Below are 19,007 nucleotides of genomic sequence, written 5' to 3' on the forward strand. Positions count from 1 at the left end.
CCCTCCGGGAGGTTGTGAAAATTTTTGCAAAGTCAGCAAGCGGCTGTAGCCGATTTGAGCCGGCCTGTCCAGCCCTTTTTGACAAAAATCGTACTGCCCCAAAGCCCTTGAATCCGCTCTACGACTCACTATCCGGGGTTTGTGAAGGTTCGGTCAAACTCCCCGCCGTCAAGGCGACCGGGGCCGCTTCCCCCGCTATCGCATCGCCCATGGACACCGTCCCGTCCAGACAGCCCCCCTCGTTGACCGACAGCACCGGTGTGCGCACCCTTCCGGCCAGCCGGCCCCGGGCGTGGATGGTCACCGAGGACGCAGCCGTCACCTCGGCCGACACCGACCCGTCGCACACCAAATGCCCCACCGCGACCCGGCCTTGGACCCGGGCCTCGCGGCCGACGACAAGGGTTCCCGACGAAACGATCTCGCCCTCAAATTCGCCGTCAATGCGCACCACCCCAGCAAAGGTCAGCCGTCCGACAAAGGACGTGCCGGCCCCCAGGAAGGCGTTGATGTCGTGCTTGCCCACAAAGCCCTCCGACCGCCGGGAAACGTGTCGCCCCGGGGGTCGCAAGACTCGGCCACGCTAGCTTTTCTTGAAAAGAAAGCGCCGCATCGAGACGTTGACGACGATGCCCACAAGGGTGAAATTCACGATGGTGGCGCTCCCCCCGTAGCTGATAAACGGCAGGGGGATGCCAACGACCGGCATGATGCCGAGCACCATACCCATATTGATGAGGATTTGCCAGAAGAAATAGAAGAATACGCCCGCCGCCAGGTAACTGCCAAAACGGTCTTTGGCATTTTTGGCCGTTGCGTAAAACTGAAGCAAAAACAGACAGAAAAGCGTCAGCAGCAAAATGCCGCCGATAAATCCCCACTCCTCGGCAAACACGGCCACGGCAAAGTCGGTGTGCTTTTCCGGCAGGTAGCGCAACTGGCTCTGGGTCCCCTCCAGAAAGCCCTTGCCCCACATTTGTCCGGAACCAATGGCGATCTGGGACTGGATGATGTGGTAGCCGGCCCCGAGCGGATCGCGCTGGGGATCAAACAGGGTCAGGATGCGCCCCTGCTGGTAGGGTTTGAGAAAAAACCAGCCGCACGGGACGAGGATGGGGCCGGCAATGGCCAGGGTCTTGAAAACCGGCGCGGTCAGCCCCCGGTAGAGGATCAGCCCGCACACGAGCAGCAGCACGTTAAGCCCCGTCCCCAGGTCCGGCTCGACGATGATGAGCAGGGCCACCGGCAGCGACACGGCCAGGATGGCGGCCAGATCCAGCCAGCCCATCCGCTCGGACCGCTTGGACAGGATCTTGGCCGTCAGCAGCAGCATGGCGATTTTGGCGATCTCGCTTGGCTGGAAGGAATAGCCGCCGATGGGCAGCCAGCGTTTGGCTCCGGCCACGGTCTTGCCAAAAAGCAGGACCAGCACCAGCATGACGGCCATGGCGATGAAAAGCGGCCAGGCGATGGTCCCCAGGTGCTTGTAGTCAAAGAGCACCATGGCCAGCATACAGCCCAGTCCGGCCAGCCCCCAGATGAGCTGGCGGTTGTAGAACGGCTGCATGGCCAGCTCGTCGCCCATGCGAAAGCCGCTGGCCGAATAGAGGTTGAGCACTCCCACGCCGAATAAAAGCGCTGTCAGGCCGAGCAGCGGCCAGTTCACGCACTGGATGAGACGTCTGTCAAAAGGCATGGCTTCCCCGGTTGCGGATCGGTTGGGGCTAATCCCCGGCGTCGACCGGATCGACGGCCGGCACTGCCGGCGCAGCCGTCCGCGGCCCCCGGGCCGGAGCTGGCCCGAAAAGCTGTTCGTAGACCTTGCGCACGATGGGTCCGCTGACCTCGCCGCCATGGCCGCCGTGTTCCACCAGACAGACCACGACGTAGGTTTTGCCGTCTTTTCGGCCCCAGCTGGCGACCCAGGCATGGTCGCGCTGCTCGTAGGGCATCTGGTTGGCCTTGCGCCGGACATCGGCGTTGATGAGCTTGACCACCTGGGCCGTGCCGGTCTTGGCCCCGGTGACCACATCGGAACGCAACAGCGACTTGCCTGTGCCTTGCTCGACGGTGGTCACCATGGCGTCGAGGATGATCTGACGGTCCGAGTCCTTGACCGGCAACTCGGCATCCACCTGGGGGGGCTCGGTCTCCACCAGCTCCGGCTTCATGAGCTTGCCGCCGCCGACCAGGGCCGAAAGATAGCGGGCAATCTGCAGGGGCGAGGCCAGCACATAGCCCTGGCCGATGGAGGCGATGACTGTTTCGCCCTTGGACCAGGCCGCCCCGAAACGCTTGCGTTTCCATTCCTTGGACGGGATCAGTCCGGCCTTTTCATGGGGCAGTTCGATGCCGGTGCGCACCCCGAACCCGCTGGCCGTGGCGTAGTCGTGCAGGCGGTCGATGCCCATGCGGTCGCCGAGCTTGTAAAAATAGATGTCGCAGGAATGCACCAACGCCCCGCGCAGATCCAGGGCGCCGTGCCCGCCCTTTTTCCAGTCGTGGAAATCCCGGTTGCCGACCTTGTAGACGCCCGGGCAGGCGACGATGTCGCCGGGCTTGATCAATCCTTCGGACAGGCCGGCTGCGGCCATGAGGAGCTTGAAGACCGACCCCGGCGGATAGACGCCCTGGGTCACCCGGTTCTGGATGGGATGGCGGGGATTGTCGCGCAGCTCCCGCCACTTCTCGGCCGGCACGCCCAGCACGAACATGTTGTTGTCAAAGCTTGGTTCGCTGACCATGGCCAGCAGTTTGCCCGTCTCCGGCTCCATGACCACGATGGCCCCGGCCTGGCCTTCGAGCAGTTTGGAGCATTCGCGCTGCAGGTTGGTGTCGATGGACAGCTTGAGGTCCTTGCCGGCCTGGGGCGGCTCCAGGATGAACTCGTTGTGCTGCCGGCCAAAGGCGTCCACCTCGACCTGCTTGCGGCCCTTGGCCCCCCGCAGTTCATCTTCGTGGGTCAGTTCAAGACCCTGCTTGCCCACCGAATCGCCAAGCGAGAGTTGGGGGTTTTTCTCCAGCTCGTCCTCGTTGGCTTCGGCCACGTACCCCAGCACATGGGACATGAGCGCGCCGGTTGGATACGAGCGTTTCTGGCGGATGACGATCTCCAGGCCCGGATAGAGGATGGAATTGGCTTCGACCCGAGCCAGGGCCTCGAAGGGCAGATCCGTGATCAGGATCAATGGTTCGAACGGTTTGACCCGTTTCTTGCCGCGTTTGAGCGTCTCGGCCAGGACATGCTTGTCCACGCCCGTCCACTCCGACACCTTGGCCAGGGTGGCGTCCACGTCCTCGCAGTCCTCGCGCACCAGGCCCAGGGCAAAGGAGGGTTCGCTCACCGCCAGGGGCACGCCGTTCTTGTCGACAATGCGGCCCCGGGCCGAGCCGATGAGCACTTGGCGCAGCTGGTTGTCCCGGGCCAAATCGGCGAATTTGCCGCCCTTGTGGACCTGCAGATACCACAGGCGCAGGGTGAACAGACAAAAAAGCCCCAGCACCAGGGCCTGGAGCAGAATCAGGCCGGAACGCGGGCCGTGTTGTTGCGGAGCTTCGGTTTCAAGCCGCATGGCGATTGTCCGGGAGATAATGGTGAATCAGGTAGAGCAGCCCCCACTCGATGGGAAAAATAAGGGTCTGCTGAGCGCACTCCACAAGCAGTCGGTCCATGGGCAGCGACCAGTCCTGCAGCAGGGCCATGATGTTTATGAGCAGAAAATGCATGGAGCCAAGGCTTGCCCCCAGGATGAACATGAAGAGAAAATTGCGGGCCTCAAAAAGCCAATGCCCGAAAAAATAAATCCCGGCCAACGCGCCGTACCACAAAATGCCGGCCCCGAAGGGCATGGAACCGGTGCCTTCGTGGATAAAGAGCCAGATAAAGGCCAGCCAGACCGACACGGGCCAGCGCTCTTCCTGCATGGCCAGGATAAGGCCGGGGGCCAGGAAGTCCACCCCGGGCACGAGGTTTTGCAGCCACACCCCGCCGAAGGTCACGCACACCCAAAAGACAATGTGGGCCGGTCTCATTGCCCTGTGGTCCGGACCGTCTTGCGGTGTTTCTTCTCGGCGTCGGGTTTGGCGGCGTCGCGTTTTTTGGCGGCCTCGGCGGGCTTGGCCGCCGCCGGAGCCGGCTGGGGAGCCGGCGTCGGGACAGCCGCCGGAGGCGGGGGCAGCGGCGCGCCCTGCCCCGGGGCCGGGGGAATGGCCGCCGGGCTTTTGAGTCCCTTGGCAGGCTTGGCCAGGGGGGCCTGGGGCGTGACCACCGGCGAGACCGGCTGGGCCGGGGCCGGCGCGGCCCCGCCTGGCGTCTGGAGGTCGGTGGTGCGAAAGAGCAGCCCCACTTCTTCAAGCTGGCGCGGCGAAAAGAGCGGCTGGGCGTGGATGAGCTGGAACAGCGACGACCCCGACCGGCCAATGCTCGTCACCCGGGCGATGGGCAGGCCCTTGGGGAAAATTTCCTCCAGCCCCGAAGTGACCAGGATCTCCCCTTCTTCGATGGGCGCTCCCTGCGGCACGTACTGCAGGGTCAATTCCTTGGACGGGCCTTCGCCCTTGACCAGGCCCTGGGTGCGGTTTTTCTGGGAAACGACCGGGATGTGGCTGTTGGGGTCGGTGATGAGCAGGATGGTGGCCGCGGTGGGGGAAATGCGCAACACCCGGCCGACCACCCCGTCCGGGGAGACCACCGGGGCGTTGACGGTCACGCCGTGGGCGCTGCCTTTGTCGATGAGAAACGTCTCCAGGGCGGCATTCGGCCCCAGACGATGGGAAATAATACGAGCCCCCAGGCGTGTCCAATCGACGGGCGGCGTCAAGGACAACAACTGGCGCAGGCGCACCACTTCCGAGGCATTTTCACGCAGCCCGGAAAGCTCCAATTTCGCGGCATCAAGCTCCAGACGCAGCTGGTCGTTCTGCTGCCGGATGCCCACGAAATACAGATAGCGGGTCCAAAACGACGAGACCTGTTCGTTCACCCATTTGCCCGGGGCCAAAACCCACCTGGCGAACTCCAGTCCGGTATGGCTCGCCAAGGTATCGACGTAGCCTGTCCGGATGTTCCAGGTGAAAAGGCCCAGGTAGAGAAAAAGGACGACGAGCAGGCCGATCGCGATCCGCTGGGGAGAAGGTTTAATCTATCGTGACCTCTTTTAACACGTCCAGGTTGTCCAGAGCCCGACCGGACCCGAGGACCACCGTCGAAAGCGGGTCATCAACAACCGTGATGGGCAGCGAGGTCTCCTCGCGCAACAGCTGGTCAAGGCCGCGCAGGAGTGCGCCGCCGCCGGTCAGGACAATGCCCCGGTCCACAATGTCGGCGGCCAGTTCCGGGGGCGTCTGTTCCAGGGCGATACGCACGGCCTGGACAATGCTTTCCACCTGCTCGGAGATGGATTTCTGCACTTCCTCGGCGGTGATGGTGATGTTTTGCGGAATGCCCGTGACCAGATCGCGGCCCTTGACTTCCATCTCCCCCTGGCTGGTGGAGTGGTGGGCCGAGCCGACCTGGATCTTGATCTGTTCGGCCGTGGATTCGCCGATCAGCATATTGTACTTGCGTTTGACGTACTGCATGATGGCTTCGTCCATCTTGTCGCCGCCAACGCGCACCGACTTGGAATAGACCACGCCGGACAGGGAGATGACCGCCACCTCGGTGGTGCCGCCGCCGATATCCACCACCATGTTGGAGGTCGGTTCGGTGATGGGCAAATTGGCCCCGATGGCCGCAGCCATGGGTTCCTCGATGAGGTAGACCTCACGCGCGCCGGCGCTCTGGGCCGATTCCTTGACCGCGCGCTTTTCCACCTGGGTGATGCCGGTCGGCACGCAAATGATGATCCGGGGCCGCACCAGCCGCCGGGAGTTATGCACTTTGGAAATAAAATGGCGCAACATGGCCTCGGTCACCTCGAAGTCGGCAATAACGCCGTCCTTCATGGGCCGTATGGCCACAATGTTGCCAGGGGTGCGGCCGAGCATACGCTTGGCTTCCAGGCCAACGGCCAGCACCTTGTTGCCGCCCCGGGGGTCTTTTTTGACCGCCACCACAGACGGCTCGGACAGGACAATACCCTTGCCCTTGACGAACACCAATGTGTTGGCCGTCCCCAGATCGATCGCCAGATCGTTGGAGAAAAGCCCCAATATCCTATTCAAAAAACTGGACATACCGCCTCGCTTGCCGCAAAATCGGCGCATACTCTCGCAGACGCGTTGTGTTTGCCGATTCGTCCCGCATTGTCAACGGTTGATTTGACACCCCGGAAAACCTGCCATGCCGCCCCGCGTCAGAACACTTTCCCAGGCCTTCCGAGCCATATTCGGCCGTCGGGCCAAAAAGATTCCGCTTGATGCCGGGAGTTCCTGTCCCAACCGGGACGGGGCACTGTCCCAAAACGGCTGTCTGTTTTGTAACGCGGCCGGATCGGGGACGGGATTGCACCTTAAAGGCTTCGGCCTCCGGGCGCAATGGGCTGTGCTGTCCCAACCGGCCAGAAGACGCAATGAGGCCCTTTTGGCCTACCTCCAGTCCTTCTCCAACACCTACGGACCGCCCGAACGCCTGGCCGCGCTCCTGGCCGAAATGGCCCAACTCCCTGACATTGAAGGGATTTGCCTGGGGACCCGGCCAGACTGCTTAAATAATAAAAAAATAAAGCTCCTGGCCGCCGCGCCGGTCGCCCACGTCCGCCTGGAACTGGGCCTGCAATCGGCCAACGACGCCACGCTCACCCGCATCAACCGGGGCCATACCGCCGCCGACTTCGCCCGGGCCACGATCGACGCCGCCGCCGCCGGCCTGTCCGTCACCGCCCACGTCATGGCCGGATTGCCCGGCGAGTCCGTGGCCGATTTCCTGGCCACCGTCGATTTCGTCGCCGCCCTGCCCATTGCCGGCGTCAAACTCCACAACACCCTGGTCGTGGCCGGCTCGCCCCTGGCCGCCCTCTACGCCGCCGGCGGCTACGTCCCCATGGCCCGGGAAGACTATGTTACGGCCGTCTGCCGGGCCATCGCCCGCCTGCCCGTCCAGGTCGCCATCGAACGCCAGAACGCCGACCCCGCCCCCGGCGAACTCCTCGCCCCGGCCTGGGCCGCCGACAAACAGGGAATCTTGCGCGATATTGCCGAGCGCCTGGAGCGTGAGGATATTTGGCAGGGGATGGAGAGGAAGACGGGGAAATGCCTCCGGCGGCCGGGGGGGATAATCCCCCCCGGACCCCCTTGATGGGAAACCTTGTTGGCGTTGGCTGACAATCTGCAATGAGCAATTTCACCTGGAACCGCAGCAAGCAATCGGCACCACAACAAGGCAACACCCATGCGACACGCCACCCTGCTCCTTACCCTTTTCCTGCTGGCCGTCCCGGCCGCCCAGGCCGGCGACGCGCCAGCCCTGGTCGAACGCCCGGACTGGCAGGCCCACTTCGCTGCCGCCGGCGTCGCCGGAACCATGGCGCTCCAAAAAGACGGCGCGCCTGAAATCCTGGTCTACGACGCCAAACGCGCCGCCACGCCCTTCCTTCCCGCCTCCACCTTCAAGATCCTCAATTCGCTCATCGCCCTGGAAACCGGCGTCGTCTCCGGACCGGAAGAAGTCTTTCCCTACGACGGCCAGCCCCGGTTTCTGCCAGCCTGGAACGCCGACCTGACCCTGCGCCAAGCCTTTGCCCTGTCCTGCGTGCCGATCTACCAGGACATCGCCCGGCGCATCGGTCCCGAGCGCATGGCCTGGTACGTGGTCGCCTGCAACTACGGCAATGCCTCAATTGCCGGCGGCATCGACCAGTTCTGGTTAAGCGGCGGGCTGCGCATCTCGGCCCTTGAGCAAATCGAGTTCCTCAAACGGCTCCACCATCGCCAGCTCCCCTTTGGCAACGCCGCCATCGACGCCGTCCTTGACATCATGATCGTCGGGCAAACCGGCCAGACTACCCTTCGGGCCAAGACCGGCCTGACCGCCCGCATCCAGCCCGGCACAGCCTGGTACGTCGGCCTGGTCAACCGCGGCCCGGACACCTGGTACTTCGCCCTGAACCTCGCCGTCCCCCACCCCGACGCCGCCGCCCCGCTAGCCGCCCGCAAAGACGTGGCCATGGCCATTTTGCGTGGCGAGGGGATCATGCAATGAAATAGAGATGCTGGGAGGGGGTCACCCCCTCCCAGACCCTCCCGTCCTGGGGCGTCGTTTGGGGCCGGACGAAGCGTCCGGCCCTAAAAGCCGCCCCAAGCCAGGTGGATCCGGGAAGATGGCAAGGCGGGATAAAATATCGTACAAGCACCCCAACGATCCCCCATTGCGGGGTCCGGGGGAATCATTCCCCCGGTGGGGTCCGGGGCAAAGCCCCGGCCGCCGGAGGCGCACACCATGTCCACATCCACTTCCACCATTGAGACCTGTCTGGCCGGGCCGTTGGCCCTGGAAATCGTTTGGAATGGCGACACGGTTGCGGGGCTGAAGCTGTCCTGGGCCGAGGGTAAGAGCCTGGAGCTGCGCACCCCGGCCGGCGAGGCCGTGCAGGCGGCGCTGGCCCGGTATGTGGCCGGCGAAGGCTGCCACTGGCCGGAGCTGCCCTATGCCTGGGACGGGACGACGGAATTTACGCGGCAGGTGCTGACGGAACTGGCCAAGGTGCCGGCCGGGCAGAAGGTCAGCTACGGATGGCTGGCCGCCCGGGTCGGACGCCCCAAAGCAGCCCGGGCCATCGGCCGGGTCATGGCCAACAACCGGTTTCCGCTGATCTTCCCCTGCCACCGGGTGGTCGGAACCAGCGGCGCGCTCACCGGCTTCGGGCCGGGCATCGACATGAAACAATATCTGCTGGAACTCGAAGGGGCGGCCTGAACCATAAAAAATACGGTAGTATTTTTTATAAAAAACGCTGGTTTTCAGGCTGTTGGCATGCGGACTTGTCGTTTTCCCTTGCGCGGATGCGGCACGCGGCCAAAGACCGGGCGCTGCCCGGACCCGCCGGGGCTACTCACCCCCGGACCCCTGCAAAGGGGAAGAGAGACGGGTGATAAGGATAGGATTTTTCTATGTTTACGGGACTGGTTATGGGGTTGGGCCGGATTGCGGCCGTTGAGGCGCGCGGCGATGAGACGCGGTTTCGCATCAAGGCGCTCTTTGCGCTGGACAACATTGTTTTGGGCGAATCCATTGCCGTCAATGGCACCTGCCTGACCGTGGAGACGGCCGGCCAACGGGAATTTACCGCCTATGCCTCGGGCGAGACGCTGTCGTGCTCCAATCTGGGCGCTCTGAAAATTGGCGGCACGGTCAATCTGGAGCGCGCCCTGGCCCTTGGCGACCGTCTGGGCGGGCATCTGGTGTCCGGCCACGTCGATTGTCTGGCCGAAGTGGAATCCGTGACCCCGGCTGGCCAGTCCGTTCAATACAAAATTACGTTTCCCGAAGAAAATTCGATGTTCGTGGTCCCCAAAGGGTCCGTGGCCCTGGACGGCATTAGCCTCACGGTCAACGAGTGCGGCGACGGTTTTTTAACCGTCAACATCATCCCGTCCACCCAGGGAGCCACGACCATTGCCGGCTGGAAGCCCGGCGTCGTGGTCAACCTGGAGACGGACATGCTCGGCAAGTACGTGCTGCGCATGCTTGGGCCGTGGAAGGACGCCAAGAACGGCAAAGCGTCGAAGATTTCCGAGGCGTTTTTGCGGGAGCACGGATTTTAGCGGGCGCGTCGCCACGCCGGTTCTGACCGAGAGGGGAATGCCATGAAAATGTTGTTTCTCGCCTTTTTTCTTGCGGCAGCGTTGAATTCGGGTCTGGCCTTCGCCCAAACGCCCGCAGACCAAGACAATGCGGCCCTGGCTGCGGCCACCAAATGGTTGGCCCTGTGCGATGCCGGCCGCTATCCTGAAAGCTGGCAGAACGCTTCGAGCTTTTTTCGCGGCGCCGTTGCCGAAAAAGACTGGGACGCCGCCCTGGCCGGCGTCCGCACGCCCCTGGGCGCGGCGACCTCCCGGACCGTGAAGTCGGCCAAGAGCGCAACCTCGCTGCCCGGCGCTCCGGACGGCAACTATGTGGTGATGACCTTCGACACGGTCTTTGCCAACAAGAAAGCCGCCGTCGAAACCGTGACCTTCATGCAGGACAAGGACGGCTCCTGGCGCGCCGCCGGCTATTTTATCCGCTAACGCGCGCTCGGCGCGACCGGGCCGGGCGATCACCCCCGCATCGCCCGCCTTGGGACGTTTGAGTACGAGGATTTCGCCCATGCCCATCGACTACCGCAGCGTGTGCCTTTTTGTGGCCGATATGGACCGCGCCCGGCTTTTTTACGAAGAAGTGCTCGGCCAGAGTCCGGTCCATGTGCTGGCCGGCTATGTCGCCTATCCGCACTTCTGCCTGTGGGCCACGGCCACGGCCCGGCGCATCGTTTTCGACGAGGACGCCGCCGCCCCGCACGGTCCCATGGGCCGCGACAATCTGGAGCTCTATTTCGAGGACGCCGCCATCGAAGACGCCTTTGAGCGCGTCATGACCCGGGCCGAAGTCATCCATCCCTTGAAAAAGGCCCCCTGGGGCCAGCGCGCCTTTCGCCTGCGCGACCCGGACGGCCATATCGTCGAGGTGGCCGAACCCATGGACGCCGTCATTTTGCGCCTCCATGACACCGGCCTTGGCCCGGTGGAGATCGCCGGGGCCACCATGATGCCCGAGGGATTTGTCCGCATGGTGCTGGGCGGCTGAGTCTGCCGACGTTTTCTCCTGCTATTTCCGACTGCTTGCCTTGCCAGCGTCCCTGAAGTAGATTGCCTCCCCTTTGCCCCGGCCCAAACCGGGTCTTTGGTCTTTCCCCCATGGAGCCGGTCGCCCCAGGCCGGCCCAAACGAGGTATACGCAAGATGCACATCACCCCCATCGATGAAGCCATCGAGGAAATCCGCGCCGGCCGGATGATCATCCTCGTCGACGACGAAGACCGCGAAAACGAAGGCGACCTCACCGTTGCCGCCGAAAAGGTCACCCCGGAACTCATCAATTTCATGGCCACCCACGGCCGGGGCCTCATCTGCCTGTCGCTGGCCCCCAACCTCGTGGACCAGCTCGGCCTGCCCATGATGACCGAGGACAACAAGTCGCCCTTTGGCACCGGCTTTACCGTGTCCATCGAGGCCAAGGTCGGCGTCTCCACCGGCATTTCCGCCTTTGACCGGGCAACGACCATTCTTTCGGCCGTGGCCGACGGGGCCGTGCCCGAGGATCTGGTCACCCCGGGCCACATTTTTCCGCTGCGCGCCCGGGAAGGCGGCGTCCTTGACCGCGCCGGCCAGACCGAAGGCAGCGTGGACCTGGCTCGTCTGGCCGGACTCAAGCCGGCTGCGGTCATCTGCGAAATCATGCGCGAAGACGGCAACATGGCCCGCATGCCGGACCTGGTCGAATTCGCCGAGAAGCACAATATCAAGATCGCAACCGTGGCCGATCTCATCCGCTACCGGATGCGCTTTGGCCACACGGCCGTCACCAAGGTGGCCGACGCCGCCCTGCCCACGGCCTTTGGCTCGTTTCGGGCCATCGCCTTTGAGGCCAGTTCGGATAAAAAGACCCACATCGCCCTGGTCAAGGGCGACATCGCCCCGGGCGAAGAGGTGCTGGTGCGCGTCCACAGCGAATGTTTGACCGGCGACGTGTTCGGATCGCTGCGCTGCGACTGCGGCAACCAGCTGCATCAGGCCATGCGCATGATCGAGGACGAGGGCAAGGGCGTCATCCTCTACATGCGCCAGGAAGGCCGGGGCATCGGTCTTGGCAACAAGATCAAGGCCTACGCCCTCCAGGACCAGGGACTCGACACCGTGGAAGCCAACCTCAAGCTCGGCTTCAAGGCCGATCTGCGGGAATACGGCACCGGCGCGCAGATCCTGGTGGAACTGGGCGTGCGCAAGATGCGCCTTATGACCAACAATCCCAAAAAGATCGTTGGTCTGGAAGGTTACGGCCTGGAAGTGGTGGACCGGGTGCCCATCGAGACCTGCCCCTGCTCCGAAAATACCTGCTATCTGACCACCAAGCGCGACCGCATGGGCCACATCCTGACCCTGCCGGACTGCGCCCCGGCCAAATAACGACCTAACGCCAGCAAGAAACGACGGGCAACCGTCCGGGAGAATCGCCATGCAGCACGTGAGCACCATCGAGGGACAGCTCGACGCCAAGGGACTCAAGTTCGCCCTGGTGGCCGGGCGCTTTAACGATTTCATCACCGACCGCCTCGTCGGCGGGGCCGTGGATTACCTGACCCGCCACGGCGGCGACCGGGCCGGCATCACCATCGTGCGCGTGCCCGGCGCGTTCGAGATTCCCCTGGCCGCCAAGAAGCTGGCCGCCTCGGGGGCCTACCACGGCGTCATCTGCCTGGGCGCGGTCATCCGCGGAGCCACGCCGCATTTTGACTACGTGGCCAACGAGTGCGTCAAGGGTCTGGCCCATGTCATGCTCGAGACCAACGTGCCGGTCGGGTTTGGCGTACTCACCGTCGACACCCTGGAACAGGCCATCGAGCGGGCCGGCAGCAAGGCCGGCAACAAAGGCGTTGAGGCGGCAGCCGCCGTGCTGGAAATGGTCCGTGTCCTGGAGCAAATCTAACCGAAGCCCACTATGCCAGAACCTGAAGAGAAAAAGCCGGCTTCCCGCCGCAAGGCCCGCAAGCAGGCCTTCGAGTGCCTCTACGGCCTGATTTTCGAGTCCGCTGTTGATGAACGGTCGCTTCTGCGCGTCTTTCGCCACTGCCCCCACGACGTGGCCGAGGGCGACGATCCCGCCGGCCAGCAGTTCGCCTGGGAGCTGGTCCAGGGCGTGTGGCAAAACCAGACCGACATCGACGCCTTGATCGTGCGCTTTTCCAAGAACTGGAAAATCGCCCGCATCGCCAAGGTGGAGCTGACCATCCTGCGGCTGGCCGTGTACGAAATCCTCAAACGGCCCGATATACCGCTGCGGGTGTCGCTCAACGAAGGCATCGAACTGGCCAAACGCTATGGCGACGAAAACTCGCGCAACTTCATAAACGGCATCCTCGACGCCATTGCCAAGGCCGTTGACAGCGGCGAGTTCGAGATCCAAAAAGACTTGTAATCGGTTCCCGCGTCACGAAAAACGACTGGAGCCGGTCGCTGCCGACCGTATCGCCAAGGAGCATTTCCCCATGAGCAGATATGTGCCCGAGGACGTCGAAACCAAATGGCAACGCATCTGGGAGGACGGCGGCCACTTCCACGTGGAAGCCGATCCGTCCCGGCCCAAGTACTACGTCCTGGAAATGTTCCCCTACCCCTCGGGGCGCATCCATATGGGCCATGTGCGCAACTACTCCATTGGCGACGTGGTGGCCCGGTTCAAGCGCATGGAAGGCCACAACGTACTCCATCCCATGGGCTGGGACGCCTTTGGCATGCCGGCGGAAAACGCCGCCATCAAGCACAAGCTCCATCCGGCCGCCTGGACCATCTCCAACATCGATTCCATGCGCGTCCAGTTGCAGCGTCTGGGCTATTCCTATGACTGGCGGCGCGAAATCGCCACCTGCCACCCCGGCTACTACGTCCACGAGCAGCGCTTTTTCCTCAAATTTCTGGAAAAGGGCCTGGTCTACCGCAAACACTCGCCCCAGAACTGGTGCGAAACCTGCGGCACGGTGCTGGCCAACGAACAGGTCATCGACGGCTGCTGCTGGCGTTGCGACAAGCCCGTGGTCCAAAAAGACCTGGAACAGTGGTTTTTGCGCATCACCGACTATGCCGAAGAACTGCTCGCCGACCTGGAAACCCTGGTCGGCGGCTGGCCCGAGCGCGTGCTCACCATGCAGCGCAACTGGATCGGCAAATCGGTTGGCGCGGAACTCACCTTCGCCCTGGCCGAGCCGGTGGCCGGAGCGGACGGCGTCACGGTCTTCACCACCCGGCCGGACACCCTTTTCGGGGCCACCTTCATGAGCCTGGCCGCCGAGCATCCGCTCGTGCCGGCCCTCATTGCCGGCAAGCCCCAGGAAGCGGCGGTTGCGGCCTTTGTGGACAAGGTCCGAAACCTCGACCGCATCGTGCGCTCGGCCGACGACCTGGAAAAAGAAGGCGTGTTTACCGGCGCGTACTGCATCAATCCGGCCACGGGGAAGCAGATTCCCATCTACGTGGCCAACTTCGTGCTTATGGGCTACGGCACCGGCGCGGTCATGGCCGTGCCGGCCCACGACCAGCGCGACTTCGAATTCGCCCGCAAATACGACCTGCCCCTGGCCGTCGTCATCCAGCCAGAAGGCGAGACGCTTGACGCGGCGGCCCTGGAAGCGGCCTACACCGAACCGGGCCTGCTCGTCGCCTCGGGCGAATTTACCGGCATGCCAAACGAGGCGGCCAAGAGCGCCATCATCGACTGGCTCGACGGGTCCGGACGCGGCAAAAAAAGCATCAACTACCGCCTGCGCGACTGGAACATCTCGCGCCAGCGCTACTGGGGCGCGCCCATTCCGGTCATCTACTGCGACACGTGCGGCATTGTGCCCGTGCCCGACGTCGATTTGCCGGTGGAACTGCCGCGCGATCTGGCCCTTATGCCCGACGGCCGCTCGCCCCTGCCCCATTCGCCGTCCTTTTACGAGGTCGCCTGCCCCACCTGCGGCGGCAAGGCCCGGCGCGAGACGGATACGCTTGATACCTTCTTCGAGTCCTCCTGGTATTTCGCCCGCTACGCCTCGGCCCGGGAGCAGGATCGGCCGTTTGATCCGGCCGAGCTGGCCTACTGGCTGCCGGTCGACCAGTACATCGGCGGCATTGAGCACGCCATTTTGCACCTGCTCTACTCCCGCTTTTTCGTCAAAGCCCTGCGCGACTGCGGGCTGGTCGCCTTTAACGAGCCCTTTGCCAACCTGCTGACCCAGGGCATGGTCATCAAGGACGGCTCGAAGATGAGCAAGTCCAAGGGCAACGTGGTGGACCCGGACATCATGATCGCCAAGTACGGGGCCGACACGGTGCGCGTGTTCATCCTCTTCGCCGCGCCCCCGGAAAAGGACCTGGAGTGGAGCGACACCGGCATCGAAGGCGCGTCGCGCTTCCTGTCGCGCCTGTGGCGGCTGGTCACCGACGAACTGTCCGGCCTGCTTTCGCCCGTTGCCCCGTGCTCCCCGGCTGCAAGCCTGGCCATCGACGCGCTGCCCCCGATCTTTGCCGAGCTGCGCCGCCGCGAACATGCCACGGCCGCCAAGGCCGGGGCCGACATCCGCGAACGCTTCCAGTTCAACACGGCCATTGCCGCAGCCATGGAGCTGGTCAACTTCCTCTATGCCAATGTCGACGCCCTGCGGGCCGAACCCAAGGGGGCCAAAGCCGTGTCCTCGGCCGTCGGCACGCTGCTGGCCGTGCTCTCGCCCATCGCCCCGCACATCTGCGAGGAGTTGTGGCAGGCCATCGGCCACACGAAGCTTTTGATCGAGCAGCCCTGGCCGGCCCACGACCCCTCGGCCCTGGTGACCGACGAGGTGGAAATCGTCATCCAGGTGTGCGGCAAGCTGCGCGGCAAGCTCACCGTGGCCCGGGACGCCTCCAAAGAAGACGTGGAACGCGCCGCCCTGGCCGAGCCCAACGTGCTCAAGCACATCGAAGGCAAGACCATCCGCAAAGTGATCGTCGTGCCGGGCAAGCTGGTCAACGTGGTGGCAAACTAACCAAGAGGGTATGAGACAGGGGGAATGCCTCCGGCGGCCGGGGGGATGATCCCCCCGGACCCCTGCAAAGGGGAACGGGGTGCAGCGCCACTCGTCGTGAGCTAATACAAGAAAAAAGCCGGGAGGATGGTCGTCCTCCGGCTTTTTTGCGTCCGGCTGGGGCGGGGCCGTCGCGCCAACCACCGCCTAGCTCCCGTCCCGCTCGACAGCCGCCTCGGGCGGCAACAAGCCGCCGGCCACGCAGCCGGAAACGGAAAGCGGATTTCGCGCCGGCTCCTTGGGGCCAGGGTTTCGCCGCTTGAGCACCGCGCCGGTGGCCACCGCGTAGAGCCCCGGCAAAGTCCGCGACAGGACCCGGCCCAGCCCGTACAGGACAATTATGGCCACAAGGCCCGGCAGGAAGAAGGCGACCATCTGCCCCGGGCCGGTGGTCGGCTGCCACAAGGCCAGCAAGCGCGACTGCAACACCGACACGGTCGGTTCGTGGGTTAAAAAGATGAAAAAGCTGTAGGCGGCCAGCCGGTGCAGCAGGGCATTGCCGGCCAGCCAGGACTGGCGCGACAGGCTCCACAGGGCCGCCACGCCCACCAGCTGATAGACCTTTTTGAGCGCCGCATAGGCGTACACATCCTGCCCAAGCCAGGGAGCCAGCCCCACCAGGACCGTGGCCAGGGCAAACAGCGGCAGCAGCCACCAATCCAGGGGCGCCGTCTTCCCCACATCCACCCGGCTGCGGGCCAGCAAGCCGCCAAGGTAAAACCAGAAGGCAAACCCGGCCAGGCCGTATTCGTCGGCCGGACTCTCCAGAAACCAAAGGGCCAGCAGCAGCCCCAGGCCGAGATACGGTATCCTTCGGAAAAAAAGCAGGAAAAACGGCGTGAAGGCAATGATCTTAAGCAGGTCGCGTAGAAACCACAGCGGATAGTTCAGCGGCGACGTGCCCAAACCAAAGAGCTTCGTCCCAATGCCGGCCTCCAGCAAATAGGAACGCCCGCCGAAGTTTTCAATGCTGCCGACAGTGAGCAGCCAGACGATCCAGATGCCGTTAAACAGGAGAAACGGCACACCAATGGCCAGAAACTTTTTCGCCATGAGGCCGGCATAGCCCGCTGGGGTCAGTTCGAGCTTTCGCAACAGCAGATAGCCGGAAATACAGAAAAAAAGCGGCACGGCCAGACAGGCCGGCCCCCGGTTGAAGGCTGTGGCGGCAAACTCCGTCCCCGGGTTGGCAAAGGGAATGAGGCTGCCGAGGAACCGGCCGCCGTGACACAAAACGATAAGCCCGATCAAAATGATGCGCAACACGTCGATGCGCGCCGATACGGCGGCATCGACCGGACCGCGACACGGGATCAACCGGCCTTTTGCAGGAAAGGAAGCGGACAAGGATACACTCCGGGAAGAAGGGACCGGTCCTGGGCGAGAGCGTCGCCGGACGGCACGGGAGGGTGGAATCGCTACTGCCATGCCGGAAGCGTCGCCGGCGGCGGTAGCCAGGTTACAAAGAAGAAAGTCCTGGCCGGCCTCGGCCCTTTTTCGAGACCCAGGCCGGACGCAGCGGTCGCTTGGGGACGCTCCCGTGCCGCCATGGCCCAAGGCTCGCACCTTGGGCCACATCGCCGGGACCACCGGGACCAGCCTTGTGCGGAAGAACTGGCCCCTGTGTCAAGGGTGTCAGGAGACGCGAGGGGCCGGGTCCGAGCCGACCGTCGCCCCCGTGCCGTTTGTTGCAAGCCATGGCTGCGGCTTGCCAAGACTCTGGCCAAGCCTCCTGCCTGAACCCGACCCTACCGGACAATCGCTCCAGGAGCCTTCCAGGTTTCCCAGACCGTCCGGGTCGGCGCGGCCATAGCCCGCCAGAAGTCCGGAAAATCCGCCTCGGTCACGTCGTCGACATGCTTGCTCCCCAGATCGAAAAACCGGGCATACGCTGCCCGTCGGGCCGGACACGTGCCCAGATCGCGGTAGGTGGCCTGCCAATCGCCCGGATCACGAAGCCCCCGGCCATAGGTCTCGGCGTACTCGTACTCCTGCCGCCAGCCTTTTCCCGCCGCCAGATCCAGGGAATAGGTGGTCACGTCAAGGACGGCCAGGGTGTCGCGGTCATAGGTGTAGGCCTGATAGCCCGGATTATTGCCGGTTATCGGCGAGATGGACGGGGCCAGACGCATCCCGCCCGCAGGCTTCCCGTCCGGCGTTGTAAAAAGGCGCACATCGTCGCGGTGGACATGGCCGGCAAACGAGGCCCGGATGCTTGTGGCGTAATCGGTGAGCAGCCGGACATACGCATCATTTTGGGACTCGACCAGAAACGGCTTGTACCGGGGCGCGCCCTGGTCGGCTGCTTTGCGAACATCGGACAGGGCATCGTCGCCGGGGGGGATATGGGCCATGACCCAGACCTTCTCGCCCCGCGCCCTGGCCCCGGACAGTTCACGCTCCAGGAAGGCCGCAACGGGCGCGCCAAGGCTGGCGTCCGGGTATTTGACCGACCAAAAGATGTTGTTGAGCACTATCAGCCGCAGACCGCCGGCTTCGGGCAGGGTCACGGCATAACACCCGTATTGCGGATAGGTGCCGAGAAAATCCGCCCGCGACGCCTCGTTTGGCAACAGCAGGGCCATGGCCTGGGCGGTCAGCGCCAGATAGGGGCTCTCCGGGCGGATGCGGTAGTCGCCTTCCACGCTGTCGTTGTTGCCAAGGGCCGCGTAGATCGGAACGCCGGGGTAACGGCGGGCCACTTCCCCAAAAAAATATTCCACGGTTTTCTGGATGAAGGCTTCCAGGCCGGCCTGGGTGTGGTCGCCGGTCAGCTTTGGATAGAGCTCCCAAAACTGATGGCACAGCAGGTCGCCGGGGAACAGGATGAAATCCGGATGGGGAACCTGCTCGGCCATGTCGTCTAAAAACGACTGCAAAAGCGCGTCATTGGTGTCCTGGCCATAGGGCGAGAGCCCGGCCGGCGCTTTGGACAAAATCTCGCGCCACTCGGCCACCGGCGCCGTGACCAGGGCTGGCACCAGGGCCGGGGCGGCAAACGGGGTGAAGTGGACATCGGAAAACAGCGCAAAGGTCCCGGCCGCCCCGGCACTGGACGCCGTATAGGAGGTCGCCGGCCCGTCGGGACAACCCGTCCCGGAAGCCTTGGCCGCGTGGGCCTGTCCCTGGGCCGAAACCGCCAGCACGGCCAGACACAGCGCCAAGACCGTGCCCAAGAGCCGCAACGGCCGAAAAATCCCGTTCCCAGGTCTCTCTCCAGGCATCCCCTGTCCACCGCTTAACAAACCGTCCCGCATACACCCTCCCCCGTGC

18 protein-coding genes are annotated in these 19,007 nt (G+C 63.9%); 10 read left to right on the forward strand and 8 right to left on the reverse strand.

Features of this window, described 5'->3' with window-relative positions; all coding sequences use genetic code 11:
* Positions 1-118: 118 nt before the first annotated feature.
* From NY78_RS12030 to NY78_RS12055, 6 genes are all read right to left on the reverse strand, one after another.
* Positions 119-526, reverse strand: coding sequence for a bactofilin family protein (locus NY78_RS12030; protein ID WP_043636170.1), 408 nt, complete (start codon positions 524-526; stop codon positions 119-121).
* A 57-nt stretch (positions 527-583) separates the two neighbouring features.
* On the reverse strand, positions 584-1,696 hold the full coding sequence (rodA, locus tag NY78_RS12035) for a rod shape-determining protein RodA (protein ID WP_043636173.1): 1,113 nt from the start codon (positions 1,694-1,696) through the stop codon (positions 584-586).
* A 28-nt stretch (positions 1,697-1,724) separates the two neighbouring features.
* Positions 1,725-3,572 (reverse strand): penicillin-binding protein 2, encoded by a 1,848-nt coding sequence (mrdA, locus tag NY78_RS12040; RefSeq protein ID WP_043636176.1) that lies wholly within the window; start codon positions 3,570-3,572, stop codon positions 1,725-1,727.
* Positions 3,562-4,032, reverse strand: a complete 471-nt coding sequence (locus NY78_RS12045; protein WP_043636178.1) for a hypothetical protein — start codon at positions 4,030-4,032, stop codon at positions 3,562-3,564. Before NY78_RS12045 ends, mrdA begins: the two co-directional genes overlap by 11 nt.
* The gene (mreC, locus tag NY78_RS12050) at positions 4,029-4,982 is read right to left on the reverse strand and encodes a rod shape-determining protein MreC (protein ID WP_231583975.1); all 954 of its coding nucleotides are present in this window, start codon (positions 4,980-4,982) and stop codon (positions 4,029-4,031) included. The genes NY78_RS12045 and mreC overlap by 4 nt, the downstream gene beginning before the upstream one ends.
* Positions 4,983-5,136: 154 nt before the next feature.
* Complete coding sequence (locus NY78_RS12055) at positions 5,137-6,177, reverse strand: rod shape-determining protein (RefSeq protein WP_043636181.1); 1,041 nt, start codon at positions 6,175-6,177, stop codon at positions 5,137-5,139.
* Between the two features lie 106 nt (positions 6,178-6,283).
* Between NY78_RS12055 and NY78_RS12060 the strand changes: the two genes are divergently transcribed.
* The 10 genes from NY78_RS12060 (at position 6,284) to leuS (ending at position 15,695) form a co-directional block, all read left to right on the forward strand.
* A complete protein-coding gene (locus NY78_RS12060) occupies positions 6,284-7,237 on the forward strand; it encodes a TIGR01212 family radical SAM protein (protein ID WP_047960169.1) in 954 nt (317 codons plus the stop codon).
* A 93-nt stretch (positions 7,238-7,330) separates the two neighbouring features.
* Complete coding sequence (locus NY78_RS12065; RefSeq protein ID WP_043636183.1) at positions 7,331-8,140, forward strand: penicillin-binding transpeptidase domain-containing protein; 810 nt, start codon at positions 7,331-7,333, stop codon at positions 8,138-8,140.
* Between the two features lie 237 nt (positions 8,141-8,377).
* The gene (locus tag NY78_RS12070) at positions 8,378-8,854 is read left to right on the forward strand and encodes a methylated-DNA--[protein]-cysteine S-methyltransferase (protein ID WP_043636184.1); all 477 of its coding nucleotides are present in this window, start codon (positions 8,378-8,380) and stop codon (positions 8,852-8,854) included.
* A gap of 194 nt (positions 8,855-9,048) precedes the next feature.
* Positions 9,049-9,702, forward strand: a complete 654-nt coding sequence (locus NY78_RS12075; RefSeq protein WP_043636187.1) for a riboflavin synthase — start codon at positions 9,049-9,051, stop codon at positions 9,700-9,702.
* 42 nt (positions 9,703-9,744) lie between these two features.
* The gene (locus NY78_RS12080; RefSeq protein WP_043636191.1) at positions 9,745-10,167 is read left to right on the forward strand and encodes a DUF4019 domain-containing protein; all 423 of its coding nucleotides are present in this window, start codon (positions 9,745-9,747) and stop codon (positions 10,165-10,167) included.
* Between the two features lie 79 nt (positions 10,168-10,246).
* Complete coding sequence (locus NY78_RS12085; RefSeq protein WP_043636193.1) at positions 10,247-10,723, forward strand: VOC family protein; 477 nt, start codon at positions 10,247-10,249, stop codon at positions 10,721-10,723.
* Between the two features lie 155 nt (positions 10,724-10,878).
* Complete coding sequence (locus NY78_RS12090) at positions 10,879-12,102, forward strand: bifunctional 3,4-dihydroxy-2-butanone-4-phosphate synthase/GTP cyclohydrolase II (protein WP_043636195.1); 1,224 nt, start codon at positions 10,879-10,881, stop codon at positions 12,100-12,102.
* Positions 12,103-12,151: 49 nt separating this feature from the next.
* Positions 12,152-12,622: a 6,7-dimethyl-8-ribityllumazine synthase gene (gene ribH, locus NY78_RS12095; RefSeq protein ID WP_043636198.1), complete on the forward strand. Its 471-nt coding sequence runs from the start codon at positions 12,152-12,154 to the stop codon at positions 12,620-12,622.
* A gap of 12 nt (positions 12,623-12,634) precedes the next feature.
* Entirely contained in the window at positions 12,635-13,111 is a 477-nt protein-coding gene (gene nusB, locus NY78_RS12100) for a transcription antitermination factor NusB (protein ID WP_043636201.1), read from the forward strand.
* Between the two features lie 70 nt (positions 13,112-13,181).
* Complete coding sequence (gene leuS / locus NY78_RS12105) at positions 13,182-15,695, forward strand: leucine--tRNA ligase (RefSeq protein ID WP_043636204.1); 2,514 nt, start codon at positions 13,182-13,184, stop codon at positions 15,693-15,695.
* A 186-nt stretch (positions 15,696-15,881) separates the two neighbouring features.
* Here the strand turns inward: leuS and NY78_RS12110 are convergent, their stop codons facing one another.
* On the reverse strand, positions 15,882-17,081 hold the full coding sequence (locus NY78_RS12110; protein WP_047960170.1) for an acyltransferase family protein: 1,200 nt from the start codon (positions 17,079-17,081) through the stop codon (positions 15,882-15,884).
* A gap of 401 nt (positions 17,082-17,482) precedes the next feature.
* Entirely contained in the window at positions 17,483-18,991 is a 1,509-nt protein-coding gene (locus tag NY78_RS12115; protein WP_231583977.1) for a metallophosphoesterase, read from the reverse strand.
* Between the last annotated feature and the right edge of the window lie 16 nt (positions 18,992-19,007).

It is taken from the genome of Desulfovibrio sp. TomC (genome assembly GCF_000801335.2).
Taxonomy (GTDB): Bacteria; Desulfobacterota; Desulfovibrionia; order Desulfovibrionales; family Desulfovibrionaceae; genus Solidesulfovibrio.